11 protein-coding genes and 1 tRNA gene are annotated in these 15,121 nt (G+C 37.6%); 5 read left to right on the forward strand and 7 right to left on the reverse strand.

All coding sequences use genetic code 11. The features are described 5' to 3' along the window. On the reverse strand, nucleotides 1-1,713 hold the full coding sequence (ilvB, locus tag QM538_01340; protein ID MDI9347134.1) for a biosynthetic-type acetolactate synthase large subunit: 1,713 nt from the start codon (nucleotides 1,711-1,713) through the stop codon (nucleotides 1-3). Between the two features lie 76 nt (nucleotides 1,714-1,789). On the opposite strand from ilvB, the gene QM538_01345 reads away from it, so the two are divergent. Next, complete coding sequence (locus QM538_01345) at nucleotides 1,790-3,316, forward strand: M48 family metalloprotease (protein ID MDI9347135.1); 1,527 nt, start codon at nucleotides 1,790-1,792, stop codon at nucleotides 3,314-3,316. Between the two features lie 39 nt (nucleotides 3,317-3,355). Further along, nucleotides 3,356-3,431: transfer RNA gene (locus QM538_01350), tRNA-Lys, on the forward strand. A gap of 27 nt (nucleotides 3,432-3,458) precedes the next feature. On the opposite strand, the gene QM538_01355 is transcribed toward QM538_01350, so the two are convergent. Genes QM538_01355 through dctP form a run of 4 tightly spaced genes read right to left on the reverse strand, consistent with a single transcriptional unit; the run spans nucleotide 3,459 to nucleotide 8,318 of the window. Further along, nucleotides 3,459-5,174 (reverse strand): cation:proton antiporter, encoded by a 1,716-nt coding sequence (locus QM538_01355; protein MDI9347136.1) that lies wholly within the window; start codon nucleotides 5,172-5,174, stop codon nucleotides 3,459-3,461. Nucleotides 5,175-5,180: 6 nt separating this feature from the next. Beyond that, complete coding sequence (locus tag QM538_01360) at nucleotides 5,181-6,626, reverse strand: TRAP transporter large permease subunit (GenBank protein MDI9347137.1); 1,446 nt, start codon at nucleotides 6,624-6,626, stop codon at nucleotides 5,181-5,183. A gap of 13 nt (nucleotides 6,627-6,639) precedes the next feature. Next, the gene (locus tag QM538_01365) at nucleotides 6,640-7,179 is read right to left on the reverse strand and encodes a TRAP transporter small permease subunit (protein MDI9347138.1); all 540 of its coding nucleotides are present in this window, start codon (nucleotides 7,177-7,179) and stop codon (nucleotides 6,640-6,642) included. A gap of 8 nt (nucleotides 7,180-7,187) precedes the next feature. Then, the gene (gene dctP / locus QM538_01370; protein ID MDI9347139.1) at nucleotides 7,188-8,318 is read right to left on the reverse strand and encodes a TRAP transporter substrate-binding protein DctP; all 1,131 of its coding nucleotides are present in this window, start codon (nucleotides 8,316-8,318) and stop codon (nucleotides 7,188-7,190) included. Nucleotides 8,319-8,420: 102 nt separating this feature from the next. Between dctP and QM538_01375 the strand changes: the two genes are divergently transcribed. Together QM538_01375 and QM538_01380 are read left to right on the forward strand one after the other, a co-directional pair. Then, nucleotides 8,421-9,332, forward strand: coding sequence for an ABC transporter ATP-binding protein (locus QM538_01375; protein ID MDI9347140.1), 912 nt, complete (start codon nucleotides 8,421-8,423; stop codon nucleotides 9,330-9,332). Then, on the forward strand, nucleotides 9,322-10,110 hold the full coding sequence (locus QM538_01380) for an ABC transporter permease (GenBank protein MDI9347141.1): 789 nt from the start codon (nucleotides 9,322-9,324) through the stop codon (nucleotides 10,108-10,110). Before QM538_01375 ends, QM538_01380 begins: the two co-directional genes overlap by 11 nt. Here QM538_01380 and QM538_01385 read toward each other — a convergent pair. After that, nucleotides 10,107-11,228 carry a ribonucleotide-diphosphate reductase subunit beta gene (locus tag QM538_01385; protein MDI9347142.1) on the reverse strand — a complete coding sequence of 374 codons (1,122 nt, stop codon included), beginning with the start codon at nucleotides 11,226-11,228 and terminating at the stop codon, nucleotides 10,107-10,109. The two genes, QM538_01380 and QM538_01385, sit on opposite strands and share 4 nt — an antisense overlap. 137 nt (nucleotides 11,229-11,365) lie before the next feature. On the opposite strand from QM538_01385, the gene mnmA reads away from it, so the two are divergent. Next, nucleotides 11,366-12,466, forward strand: a complete 1,101-nt coding sequence (gene mnmA, locus QM538_01390) for a tRNA 2-thiouridine(34) synthase MnmA (protein MDI9347143.1) — start codon at nucleotides 11,366-11,368, stop codon at nucleotides 12,464-12,466. On the opposite strand, the gene acnA is transcribed toward mnmA, so the two are convergent. After that, nucleotides 12,463-15,111 (reverse strand): aconitate hydratase AcnA, encoded by a 2,649-nt coding sequence (acnA, locus tag QM538_01395; GenBank protein MDI9347144.1) that lies wholly within the window; start codon nucleotides 15,109-15,111, stop codon nucleotides 12,463-12,465. The two genes, mnmA and acnA, sit on opposite strands and share 4 nt — an antisense overlap. Nucleotides 15,112-15,121: the final 10 nt, after the last annotated feature.

Raw genomic sequence — 15,121 nt, forward strand, 5'->3', positions numbered from 1 at the left:
TTAAGCCAACTCTCTGTTAGTTGGAGCCACAAGCATTTCATGATGACCCTTGCCATGTTCAATCATTGGGTAAACATTCTCAGAAGGATCGGTAAGTATATCTACAAAAACTAATTGATCATGTCTAGCGAGCGCTTCTCGAAGACCTTGCTCTAATTGTGAAGGTTTTGTTATCTGCATTCCAACATGCCCAAAACTTTCTGACAAAGCCACAAAGTCTGGAAGTGCATCAATATATGATTGGGAATATCTAGAATTATAAAAAAACTCTTGCCATTGGCGGACCATACCCATATAGCGATTATTGAGGTTTATTATTTTAATTGGTAATTGGTATTGCTTAGCTGTTGAAAGTTCTTGAATACACATGATTATACTTGCTTCGCCAGTAACGCAGCAGACAATATCTTGTGGGAAAGCAAGTTTAACACCCAAGGCAGCAGGAAGGCCAAATCCCATGGTACCCAATCCTCCTGAATTTATCCAACGATTAGGTTTATCAAAATGATAATATTGCGCAGCCCACATCTGGTGTTGTCCCACATCAGATGTTATAAACGCTTCCCCTTTTGTGATGTCCCATAAAGTTTCAATAACTTTTTGAGGTTTAATCACTTCAGCGCTCAATTGGTAATCCATACATTTTTTTGCTCTCCATAGATCAATGGAGTTCCACCATGACTCAAGTCGCTCTGGAGGGATATTCTCAGGAAGCTGCGCAAGTATTTGCTGTAAAATTTCCTTAGCAGAACCGACTAGAGCCACTGTAGGTTGGATGATTTTACCGACACAAGAAAGATCAATATCAATGTGAATTATTTTCGCAAAGGGACAAAATTGTGACACCTCGCCAGTGACTCTATCATCAAACCGCGCTCCAATAGCCAACACCATATCTGACTCGTGCATAGCCCAATTTGCCTCTAAAGTACCATGCATACCTAACATACCTAGAAATCTTTTATCTGAAGCTGGAAATGCTCCAAGACCCATTAAGGTGCTCGTAATTGGAGCGTTGAGTTTCGAAACTAGCGTTCGCAATTCTTGTGAGGCATTTGCTAGCACAACTCCACCACCAGAGTAGATCACTGGTTTTTTAGCATTCAAAATAATATCAATTGCAAGCTTAATTTCATTGGAGCTTGGTTTGCTATTTGGATGATATGACCTTAGTGATACATTTTTCGGATAGATGAATTCAATCAATTTTTTTGGATCCGTTGTGTCTTTTGGTATATCAATTACTACAGGACCAGGCCGACCAGTGGTAGCTAAATAAAACGCCTTTTTTACTATCTCTGGAATTTGTTCAGCTGATTCAACTAAAAAATTATGTTTAACGATAGGTCGAGTTACTCCAAGGGTGTCTACTTCTTGAAACGCATCTGATCCAATAAAAGGTTTAGGGACCTGACCAGAAATGATTATCATAGGAATCGAATCCATGTATGCTGTGGCTATTCCTGTGACTGCATTAGTAGCACCAGGTCCAGATGTTACTAACACTACCCCTGGTTTACCTGTAGCACGAGCGTAACCGTCTGCAGCATGGGTAGCGCCTTGTTCATGCCGAACTAAAATATGGGTAATGTCTTTTTGTTGAAATATCGCGTCATAAATATGGAGCACTGCCCCACCAGGATATCCAAAGATATAACGAACTCCTTCTTGTTTTAGAGATTCTAGTAAAGCTTGCGCGCCTGATAACTTCATGGTTAATAGTTTGGTAAAATGGACTAGGGATTAAACATTTTTGATACATAAGTATTTTATACTAAACTCTAAGTTGGTGGCACAACGCCATTTTTACAGGCATTACCAATGGGTCATGATTTCATTTCTGTACTTTTCAGCGTTATGTTTCTCCGTGAATTCGTATAGCACATCGTCATTTTTAGAATCTTCAAATATTCCAGAAATAGGTGAATCCTCAGACAATCAAATTAGCAGTCAGGAGTATGTACGACTAGGGCTCGTGAATGTTCTTGCCTTAGCGCGAGTAAATGGTATTATCCAAGACCCACTTAGTGATTTTTACATTCAGCAGTTAGGGATGAAAATTTCTTCGAGTGTTGAGTTTAGCAACGAATCGGACTCAGAAACCTATTTTTTTATTGTAGCGAGCAGAGCCATCAACGCATTTGCAATGCCCGGTGGTTATATTGGATTAAACTATGGATTGGTAATCAATTCAAAATCTGAAGATATGCTGGCATCAGTAATAGCACATGAGTTAGCACATGTTGCAAAAAGACATCTTTTAAGCGCAAAAGAAGAGGCAAGTAAAAATTCCGGGCTACTTATTGCAGGTATCATTGCAGGGTTACTTGCCAGTGCTAGTTCAAAAACTACAAATAGCTCTATTGGAAACGCTCTGCTATTCGGTAGTCTAGGTGCAAGCGCGGAAAAGCAACTAAGTTTTTCTAGGAAACAAGAAGAGGAATCAGATTTGCTTGGACTCCAATATCTCTCAAGATCAGGATATGACCCAAAAGGAATGTTAGAGTTTCATGAACTACTTGCATCTCTCACTTCTGGAAGTCAAGTACCAGAGTATTTAAGCACACATCCTAATTCGGGAACTAGAATTGCTGAAATTGCATTAAGAACTGGACATCAAACTTCTGCTAACATACCTGTAACTATTCGACACACCTGGTTTCCATATATAAAAGTACGACTACATGCATTAGATGATTTGAAAGAAATTGCTTTACCCCAAGAAAATGAATCACTGAATTCATTTGAACTTTACTCTATTGCTATGTGGCATCAACGAAATAAAAATTATGCTAAATCTAATTTATTTTATGAAAAAACCATCGCAACTGATCCAGACAATGAGTACCTACTCTATAGCCAAGCTGAAAATTACTATGATCAGAAAGAATTCTCTAAAGCAATTTCAATTTTAAAAAGACTCGTATCGCTCTACCCTTACTTTACACCCGCAAGAATTCTACTTGCACAAAATTATATTGAAACAAAGGATACCATTAATTTTTGTAGCACGGTTGAGTATGCCGCATTGCCAACTTCAAGTAAAAGAGTTATTTATCTCCGCGATCAAATGGTTTTTAAACTCCGCGCTGATTGTAGCTTAGTGAAAGGAAAAATATTAGAGTACCATTTATTGCTTGCTAATAGTATTCTTGCTTCTGGAAACATTCAAGGCGCATACCAACAACTAAAACTAGCCTTGCGAATCAAGAATAGCAATGAAAATGAAAAGGTAATTATCCATAAACAATTACAACTTTTGCACGAATTAGACCCAGAAAACATCCCACAAATAAAAACTGAAAAAGGACAGTAACAGATATTTATTTGATAAAATAAACCCTCACCACACATCGGGTCGTTAGCTCAGTCGGTAGAGCAGCTGGCTTTTAACCAGTTGGTCGTAGGTTCAACTCCTACACGACCCACCATTGTCATTTAGCTTTAATTATTAGCTATTAGTCTTTTTTTTCAATGCTATTATTATGAACCTCACGCTGTTGCATGAGCAACTCTTGTATTCCCGATTCTGGAAATGAATATGAATCTAAGATTGTAAATAATAACTGCATACTCATTTCAAATGTTTCAGTAACTAATATAGTTGCACCGTACCTTCTCAGTTCATTTGCGTGTTTTTCATCTTTTGCTCGCACAATCACTTTTACGCTTTTGCTCTCTTTTCTTACCTGGATTAGCGTCTCCAAAGTTGAATCTGCGTTATCCATAGTTAATACTACAACTTTCGCTTCACTAATTTTCATTCGTGAAATCAAGCCTGGAAGGTTTGGTCCTCCATAGTATAATTCGGGAAATTTAACTTTTAGCTGTTTGATTTTATCTAGGTCCTTTTCCAATGCAATAAACGAAATGCCTTGGTTCTTTAACGTAGTACCAATAAGTTGACCCACCCTGCCAAAACCGACTAGTACTACATGGTTACTGATCTCTTGATGATTAAGACTATCCTCCACTTTATCTACATTAAAATATTTAAAAACTAAATTAGCAATTGGGTGAATACTAATTAACGAGAAAACCACGACAAGATATGCAATAGACACTATTGCTCCAGAAAGCAGATGCAATTGTGAAGTGATAGACAACACCACTAGTGAAAACTCACTGCCTTGAGAAAGCACACTTGCCATTCGTGTTGAATCACTCCAATGTTTATATCTAAGCATTCCAACAAAAATTATTACAATTGATTTGATCGTTAAAACACCGAGAAGTATAAATAAAATCGTAAGAGGATTCTCTATCAACATTGAAAGATTAACTGACATCCCAATAGAAATAAAAAAAACACCTAAAAGCAGGCCCTTAAAAGGAGTAATTACTGAAGCGATAGCATGTTTGAACTCGGTTTCTGCAAATAACAGACCAGCAACTAACGCACCTAAAGAAGATGAAACCCCAAATATTTGGCAAATACTAATCATGCCAAATAAGACAAGCATTAATAATGCGTAAAAGGAATCAGTTTGATTTTTAAATATTAAAACTCTCATAATTGGATTAAGTATTTTAATTCCTAAAAGATATAATGCAGTAATTACAAAACAAGAAATCAGCGCGACTTCTAAGATTGTCAATACTATCTCAACACCGACCTGACTTGAACTCGCAAAAAGTTCTAAAAACACAAGGGTGGGTATTACAAATAAATCTTGAAACAGTAAAATAGAAAGTATTCTTTGTCCGACCATAGTTCCTAATTGTGAAATATGTTCTAAATACGCAACCACGACAATGGTAGATGAAAAAGAAAGTGCCATTGCTAAAAAAATACTTTCTGATAATGAGAAGGCGTTAAGAATAAAAAAAACAGTTAGAAGACTAATTGATAAAAATATTTGCAAACTTCCATCGACCAGGACCCAAGCACGCATAGTAATTAATTTTGGAATTGATAACTCTAATCCAATCATAAAGAGCATAAAAATGATACCGAGCTCACCAATCATGTGGTTTGTATTTGATTCCACGACAACGATATCTTTAATTGCAGGTAGATACTCAGCAATTATTGCTATTGAGGTTGGTCCAAAAATAACACCGGCAAAAATAAATCCCACGGTTCTATTTATAAAAAGCCGCTCTAAGAGCGGGACAAGGACTGCGACTAAAGATAAATAGAAGAGTAGACTAGTGAAAAAATGTATTTCCATGCCAAGTCACCTATAGGGATCGCTAGATGGTAAGCCATATCCACCTTGATCCGTGTTTAAATCGATGGTAGTTACATCAATAATTTTTTCAGTGTCTAAAAATATGGTTACGATTTCTGGAATAACTATAACTAACACTACTAATAACAATTGCAAACAAAGCCACGGAATCGCGCCTAGGTACATATCTTTGGAGCTTATATTTTTTGAAATTATTTTTTGCTTAAAGAGTGTGTCAGTAACTCCCCGTAAATAAAATAATGCAAAACCGAAAGGAGGATGCATAAAGCTAGTTTGCATGGTCACACAAATCATTACCCCAAACCAAACCAAGTTAATATCTAACTTTACCGCGATTGGAACTAATAAAGGCAGGACAATAAATGCTATTTCAAAAAAATCTAGAAAAAATGAAAGTCCAAAAACCAGTAGGTTTGCTGCAATCAAGAACCCTAGTTGACCATAGGGAATCTCACTGATCAATTTTTCCACCCACTCATTACCATCTACTCCTTGAAAAACCAATGAAAATACTCTTGAGCCAATTAAAATAAATACAACCATCGCTGTCAATCTCATTGAGGTTATAGTTGCGTCTTTAAAATATTGTATCGTGAGTTTTTTATAGCACAGCGCAAGCACCATCGCACCAAGCGCACCAAGCGCACCAGCTTCCGTTGGGGTTGCGATTGCAAAACTCATGCCAGGTAAACCACCCATACTTCCTAAAACTGTAAGTATCAAGATTGAAGTTGGCACAATATCTTTTAGACATTTTTTAATGAGCAGGTATCCTTGTAAGGAATTTTCTGTTCTAGGGATTATCGGTAAATCTTGTGGCTTGTATAAGGACCAAAAAAATGTAAAGGCTAAAAAAAGCAACATTTGAATGATTGACGGCCCCCATGCACCTTGATACATAGCATTTACCGGAATTTGAAGCTGGTCTGCGAGTATTACCAGAACCAAGGAAGGTGGGATTAACTGGGTGATTGTTCCTGAAGCAGCTAATACACCAGTGGCAAATCGTAAATTGTAGTTGTGATGTATCATGATAGGTAAAGAGATCATAGCCATTGCAATGATCTGACCAGCAACTGTTCCAGTAATAGCTCCGAGAATGAATCCAACTACTATGACCGCATAGGCTAACCCTCCTCTAGTGTTACGAAAGAGTTGGGTAAGCGATTCAAGTAGCGATTCAGCTAAACCACAGCGCTCAAGAATAGCACCCATTAAAGTAAAAAAAGGGATTGCCAGCAATAATTCATTTGATAAAATTCCAAAAATATTTAATGGCAAATTTAATAAAAATGATTCTGGAAACCACTTAAAGTATATGGCAACTCCAGCACAAAACAAGCCAAGTGCACTCAGACTAAAAACAACCGGAAATCCAATCAATAGAATTGCCACCAACCCAATAAACATTACGGGTGCAAAATATTCCATTCAAAATTTTCCTTTATTGCACATTTCTAACATTTTGAAAAAAGTCGCATTGCCCAGTACGTAAAAACACTAACCGTTTAATTAGCTCAGAAAAACCTTGCAATGAAACCAATGCAAAACCAATTGGTAAAGTGGACCAAACCGGAAAACGCAACAACCCACCAGCGTTTGGACTCATTTCACCACTAACCAACTTATTAATGAAAATCCCAAATGAAAGATAGAAAAATAATGTCATAGTTGGGAGTAGAAAAAAAACAATGCCGAAACAATCTATCAACACTTGAGTGCGTTCACTATATTTTGAATATAGTATATCGACTCGAATATGCTCTCCCAATCTAAAAACTTGCGGAGCCCCAAACATTACCACACCAGCAAACAAATACCATTGTATTTCTAGAAAGGCATTTGAACTTAGATTAAGACTATATCTAACAATTGCATTTCCACTGCAAATCAAACAAGCACCGATTAAACATATAACCGCAACCCAGCCAGCGAAATCTGTACACCGATCAATCACCCTAGTGATCTTAAGTGCTAGATTCATAGTCAATTTTATAGCTTGTTCTGCATGTAACTATCAAATCCATGCTCAGCATACTTAAACCAACTCACGGTATTTTTTTGGAATTTCTGATAGTCAGTGTAGATTTTTTTCCATTGAGGGTTTGATTTTGCTATAGAGGCATATAATTCTAACGAAGCCTGGTAAGCGGCATCCATAATTGGTTTTGGAGTTAGCTTGGTAATAGTTCCCTTTGCGATAATTTCTTTAAGGGCGTCTGGATTTCTGGCATCATATTTCGCAGTCATATCAATATGCGCAAAAGCACTGGCAACTTCTACGATTTGTTGGTATGATTTAGGTAACTTCATGAATGCATTTTTATTAATGTATAAACTAAGTTGGGTAGATCCCTCCCACCAGGCCGGATATAGATAATGACTGGTGACTTTGTGTAAGCCAAGTTTAAGATCATCATAAGGACCAACCCACTCAGCACCATCAATAATTCCTTTTTCTAATGCTTGATATAACTCACCGCCAGGTAAATTTTGAGGTACTGCGCCTAACATTTTCAATACTTTTCCAGCAAACCCACCTACTCTAATTTTTAAACCTTGTAACGAGGCAATGGAAGAGATGTCTTTTTTATACCATCCACCCATTTGCGCCCCAGTATTGCCTATGGGAAAATTAATGATATTGTAACCTGCAAATAATTCGCGTAATAACGACAAGCCATTACCATCAAACATCCAAGCATTCATTTGCCTAGTGTTTAATCCAAATGGTACGGCAGCATCTAAAGCGAGTGCGTCATTTTTTCCAAAATAATAATACCCTGCTGTGGCACCAGCCTCTACGCTTCCTTGACTCACTGCATCAAATACCCCAAAAGGTGGAACCAATTCACCACCGGAATGAACAGAAATAATAAATTTACCTTCTGACATAATCTCAACTTGTTTTGCAAATACTTCAGCGCTACCATAGATTGTATCAAGCGTTTTCGGAAAGCTTGATGCAAGCCTCCAGCGCACAATGGAGGAATCCGCAATAGCTGCCGCACTAGCTGTTGATTGGGTAGCAATGAGCGCCCCTGCAATCCCCGAAACACCTGCGGATTTAATAAACGACCTTCTCGAATTTTTATTTTTTAATTGTGCTTTTTCCATTGTCATAACTTATTGCTCCTATTTTTAGTTTTAGTTAGCGTAAGTGCTTATTATAAAAATTATATCACATAGTAGCGGTTTTTAATAATAAAGTATAATACATAAATAATGATGATTGCTTTAAATGTTAATTCAGTCTCGAAGCAATGGAATGGTGCTGTTGCACTAAAAAACCTATCATTAGAAGTGCTTGAAGGTGAATTTTATGCGCTATTAGGTCCAAATGGTGCTGGGAAAAGCACATTGATAGGTATCATCAGCTCACTAATCTCACAGGACACTGGTACGATTTCTTTATTTGGCAAAAATCAAGCCGAGCACAGATTGTGGTGTAAACGACAAATCGGCATTGTGCCTCAGGAATTCAATTTTAATATGTGGGAACCGGTTGAAGAAATAGTAGCAACCAATGCCTGTCTTCATGGGAGTTCTGTACATGAAGGTATTAAAAAGGCTCGTGCAATCTTACAAGTTGTTGGGCTTGGTGACAAATTTAGAGCTATAGCGAAAAACTTAAGTGGGGGTATGAAACGACGCTTAATGATTGCTCGAGCAATGGTTAGCGATCCTAAATTTCTTATCCTAGACGAGCCGACTGCAGGAGTTGACATTGAAATACGGCATAGTATTTGGGATTATCTTACTGACCTTAATTTGAAAGGCACCACCGTTTTATTAACCACTCACTACTTGGAAGAGGCAGAAAAACTCTGCCAGCAAGTTGGATTTATCAATCATGGGGTTATAAAATTTCAAGGTCCTATGTCTGAAGTTAGTGGCCTACTCAAGGAAAGAGTTTTAAAAATACATTGTTCTAAAAATAAAGCTATATCCCTTCAAGATCCATTAAAAATAATTGAGCAAAATGATCATAGTATCACCATGCACGCGCCACAAAGCACTAGCTACACAGAGCTTTGTGCAATTTTGTCAAGTCAAGGGGTTGAGGTTCGCGATATTAAACCTCAACGAAGTGATTTAGAAGAAGTATTTTTACGAATGAGCAACGATGCGCAGTAAGAGTGATTTTGAGTTATTATTTAACCCGCTCATTGCACTTTTGCTTAGAGAGGTAAGAAGATTCGCAAGAATCTGGGTACAGACTTTAGTTCCGCCGGTAATTACCACAAGCCTTTATTTCATTATCTTTGGGACTTTGATTGGTACTAGAGTGGGTATAATTCAAGGGTTAACCTATGCTGAGTACATCGCCCCCGGTTTAATACTTATGGCAATAATAACCAATTCTTACGCAAACACTGTGGCGTCATACTTCAGTGCAAAATTGCAACGATATCTTGAGGAGTTAATTATTGCGCCAGTACCAGCATCTATTTTAGCGTTAAGTTTTTTAGCTGGGGGGATTGCGCGAGGTTTACTCGTTGGGTTAATCGTTTTCCTTACCGCATCTATATTTATCAATTTCAACATACTCCACCCAGTGTTATTTTGTTTTGTTTGTTTTTGCACTGCTTTAATTTTTTCTTCTCTAGGATTGATAAATGGGATTTATGCAAAGAGTTTTGATGACACGAGCATTATCTCATCTTTTGTTCTGACCCCTCTTACCTATCTCGGAGGAGTGTTTTTTTCAATTTCCATGCTACCGCCACTATGGAGTTTTATAGCCCATATCAATCCAATTTTATTTGCTGTAAATGGTCTTAGATATAGCGTATATGGCATAACAGATTTTTCAATAGCTACAATCGTGAGTCTTTTAATTATGTTTTGTTTTCTCTCAGTTGGTTTGAGTTATTACTTTTTACATCGAGGTCTTAACCGTGGGGTCTTTTAATTTTCCCAGTTTAATGTTCCAAGTTGATATTCGGTAACTCTAGTCTCAAAGAAATTCTTTTCCTTATTTAGATCAATTATTTCTGACATCCAAGGAAATGGGTTATGCTTTGTGCTTGGATATAATTCAGCCAAGCCGATTTGATTACACCTTCTGTTGGCGATAAACTTCAAGTATCCATCAAACGACTCCACATTCATGCCCAAAACACCGCCACCAATCGTATCTTTTGCGTATTCAATTTCCAAAGTAACGGCTTCATCTAATAAACCTCTCATTTGTTCTTTAAAAGCATTTGTCCATAATTGTGGATTTTCTAATTTGATTTGATTAATTACATCAATACCAAAGTTAAGATGCATGGACTCATCACGCAAAATGTATTGGAATTGCTCCGCAGTTCCAGTCATTTTATTTCTTCTACCCATTGACAGCACCTGCACGAACCCAACATAAAAAAATATACCTTCAAATGCTACATAAAACGCAATTAGATCTCGCAATAATCGTTGATCTGCTTCAGTGGTACCTGTTTGAAAGAGTGGATCACCTAAAGATTGGGTATAAGGAAAAGCCCACATAGCTTTCTTGGCAACAGAGGGGACTTCATGGTACATATTAAAAATAGCCCCTTCATCCATCGCTAATGACTCAATACAGTATTGGTAGGCATGTGTGTGGAGCGCTTCTTCAAACGCTTGCCTGAGCAAATACTGGCGACATTCAGGATTAGTTATATGACGATACACAGCTAAAACCAAATTATTGGCAACTAGGGAGTCCGCTGTAGAAAAAAAACCGAGATTTCTTTCCACTATTCTTCTTTCATCTTGAGTAAGATTATCTGATTTCCACAGAGCAATATCTGCAGACATATTTACCTCTTGAGGCATCCAATGGTTAGCACAAGCATCAAGGTATTTTTGCCAGGCCCATTGATACTTAAATGGCACGAGTTGATTTAGATCAGCTCTACAATTGATAATTTTTTTGTCATCCACACAAATCCTTTCAGAAGAACTAGGCAAATCTGAAATTCTATGCGCTTTTTCTACTGCTCCTGTCGTTTCTTTAAATTCTTTTAGTGCATGTAGCACTGGATCATCCCATTCTTGCATAACGTAACTCCACTTTTAATGTATATTATAAACCAACCTCCTCCAAGTGCGGATACAATTTGCACAACAAATGAGCACAAGAGTGAGTTGCTATTAATTCAAAAATAAATCCCTTAAAATTCAGGTAAAATATCAAAATGAGCACTATCGCAGTAGCACTTTCTGGAGGAGTGGACTCTTCAGTGAGCGCTCTCTTGTTGCGCAATCAAGGAAATAATATCATTGGTATGCATATGACCAACTGGGAAGAAGAGGTATTTTCTCCATGTAGCCAAGATCGTGATTTATCAGACGCAAGACAAATAGCCACTTTTTTAAATATCCCTTTTTACCCTTGTAATTTCACTAAAGAATATTACCGTGAAGTTTTTTTAGATTTTATAGATTCTTACCAAAAGGGGTACACCCCAAATCCAGATGTGTTTTGTAATAAAGAAATTAAGTTTAAGGTGTTGCTAGAAAAGGCAAGGTTACTTGGTGCGGACTCAATTGCAACAGGACATTATGCACGAATTCAGTATGTTGCTGGTAGATATGAATTACACCGTGCCTCAGATGAATCGAAAGATCAAAGTTACTTTTTATATATCTTAAATGAAGAATTACTTGCTATAATTAAGTTTCCTTTAGCAACAACTCATAAATCTCAAACTAGAGACTTGGCTAAATTACATGGATTGCACACATACGCAAAGAAAGATTCCACAGGAATATGTTTTATCGGTGAAAAAAATTTTCGGCCATTCTTAAAAAAATTTATCACCACGCAAAAAGGTGAAATTAAATGCTTGGAAAGTGGTAGGATTATAGGAGAACATGAGGGGAGTGTCTTATACACTATTGGACAACGAACCGGACTTGGGATTGGTGGAGTGAGTGGCGCAAAAGAAAAACCTTGGTATGTTGCAAAAAAAAATATCGGGACAAATACTATTTATGTCGTACAAGGCGAACACCCTGCCCTGTATTACGACACGCTAATAACGAACCAGCCTCATTGGATACACAAAGAAAACTATGCGGCCCCCCCAAAGATCGCCGAAGCCAAAATTCGTTATAGACAACTCCAACAATCATGCGAGATTAGCAAGCATTCCGATGGAGGATTACAGGTAAGTTTCAGAAACCCTCAACGAGCCGTCGCACAGGGACAAAGTGTCGTATTCTATCAAGACACCCACTGTTTAGGTGGTTCAGTTATTGCTAGGGCTGAAAACAATTACACAAATACTAACTAAGCAGTAAGCTTTCTAACCATATAGTTCAGAATACCTCTGTTTTTATAATATTCCCATTCCATAGGGGTATCTATCCTTACTAAAACATTAAATACTTTTTTTTGCGATCCCTCAACCGCAGTCACAGTTAACTCTTTAGCACCCTGAGTGACTTGAGAAAAGGTAAAAGTTTCTTTTCCCGATAGACCGACGCTCTCACTTGAATCACCCTGTTTGAACTGAAGAGGAAGTATTCCCATTCCAACTAAATTTGAACGGTGAATTCTTTCATAACTAATTGCGATTACCACTTGTACCCCAAGTAAAAACGGACCTTTACCTGCCCAATCTCTAGAAGAGCCACTTCCATACTCTTTACCGGCAAGTACTAATAATGGGGTGTTTGATTCTTGATACTTGACCGATGCATCATAAATAGACATGACTTCTCCAGTTGGGTGATACACTGTCACTCCACCCTCAGTGTCAGGTGCGATTAAGTTTTTTAATCGGATGTTCGCAAAGGTTCCACGCATCATAATTTTATGATTGCCCCTACGAGACCCATACGAATTAAAATCTTCTTTATTAATACCATGCTGTGTTAAAAAAACCCCAGCTGGGCTTTGTGCTTTTATTGATCCTGCCGGTGAAATATGGTCAGTGGTGATAGAATCTCCAAGTTTTGCAAGTACCTTTACCTCAGTAAGTTCCGGAAGTTTAGGTGGTTGCATTGTCATATTCTTAAAATATGGTGGGTTCTGTACATAGGTTGAATCGTTGTTCCATTGATACCTTGATCCATGTGTTGTCGCAACTGACTTCCAGCTTTCATCACCGTCATATATGTTGCGATATGCCTGCTGGAATAAATCTTTTGTAACCGAGCTTTCAATTACATGATTAATCTCAGCAGTTGTAGGCCAAATATCTTTTAAGAAAACTTTTTTTCCATTGACAATTCCGATTGGTTCATTTGCAAAATCTATATCGCTCCTGCCTGCAAGTGCGTAGGCAACAACCAGTGGGGGTGAAGCTAGAAAGTTCATTTTTACATCTGGGTGAATTCTTCCTTCAAAATTTCTATTACCTGACAACACAGCAGCTACTGAAAGTTTTTCCTCTTGGACTACTTTTGAGATCTGTTCATCAATAGGCCCACTATTACCAATACAGGTAGTACACCCATAGCCGACAATATTAAAACCAAGCGCATCTAAATACTCTTGAAGCGAAGCTCGTTGCAAATAATCTCTCACGGTAAGTGACCCAGGAGCTAACGAAGTCTTTACCGTTGGGGGCACGAGTAACCCAGCTTGAACGGCTTTTTTAGCTAACAATCCCGCACCGAGTATAACGCTTGGATTTGAAGTATTAGTACATGATGTTATCGAGGCAATAACAATATCGCCATCTTGAATAGTACATTGTTTACCACTTCGTAGCTTAACCGATGCGCTTTTTTTGTTATTACCTAAATGTTCTTGAATCACAGATTTAGCTTGCGTAAGAGTTATTCTATCCTGTGGGCGTTTTGGGCCGGAAATTGAAGGTACAACAGACGCTAAATCTAAACGAACGGTGTCATGGAACATTAATTTCTGACTAGTAAGTGGGTCATAAAATAATTGTTGTGCTTTTGTGTAAGCTTCAATTACTTCAATATCATTTTGTGAGCGATTAGTTAAAGTGAGGTAGTGAATTGTTTCAGCATCAATAGGAAATATTCCGCAGGTTGCACCATATTCGGGTGCCATATTTGAAACAGTTGCCCGATCAGCAAGTGAAAGACTTGAAAGTCCAGTTCCATAAAATTCAACAAATTTTCCAACTACTCCTTTTTTTCTTAATAGTTCTACTATAGTTAAAACTAAATCTGTTGATGTAACTCCTTCTGACAATTTACCACTCAGTTCAAACCCAATAACTTGAGGGATTAACATACTAATTTGCTGACCCAACATTACTGCTTCAGCTTCAATGCCACCAACCCCCCATCCAAGCACACCTAATCCATTAATCATAGTTGTGTGAGAATCAGTGCCGACAACAGTATCGGGATATAAATCTATTTGATTATTATTGGTATGTTGAAAGACGACTCTGGCAAGAAATTCAAGATTAACTTGATGCACGATACCAGTAGACGGTGGGACTACTTTTAAGTTAGTAAATGCACTCGCGCCCCATTTCAAAAACTCATATCGCTCTTGGTTTCTTTTATATTCTAATTTTTTATTTAGATCAAGCGCTTGAGCGCTTCCATGATGATCAACCATGACCGAATGATCAATAACCAATTCAACCGGTGCGATTGGATTGATTTTTTTAGGGTCTCCCCCTAACATACTTACAGCATCTCTCATTGAAGCGAGATCCACAACAGCTGGCACGCCAGTAAAATCCTGCATCACAACACGAGCAGGCATAAATGCGATTTCTCGTTCTTGGAAGTCATTAAAATCAATTTTTGCTAAATACTCTATATCTTTTTTCATAACTGAAATCTCATCTTCATTTCTCAATAAGTTTTCAAGTAATATTTTTAAGCTAAATGGCAAAGTATTAATAGAAGGGTACTGCTGAGCAAGCTTTGGTAATGAGAAATAATTATATGCACGATTATGCACTGTTAAAGTAGTTTTAGTGTTGTAAGAATTTTTCATAAAGTCTCCG

This window comes from Candidatus Methylacidiphilales bacterium, from assembly GCA_030054035.1.
Classification (GTDB): Bacteria; Pseudomonadota; Gammaproteobacteria; order JASGCS01; family JASGCS01; genus JASGCS01.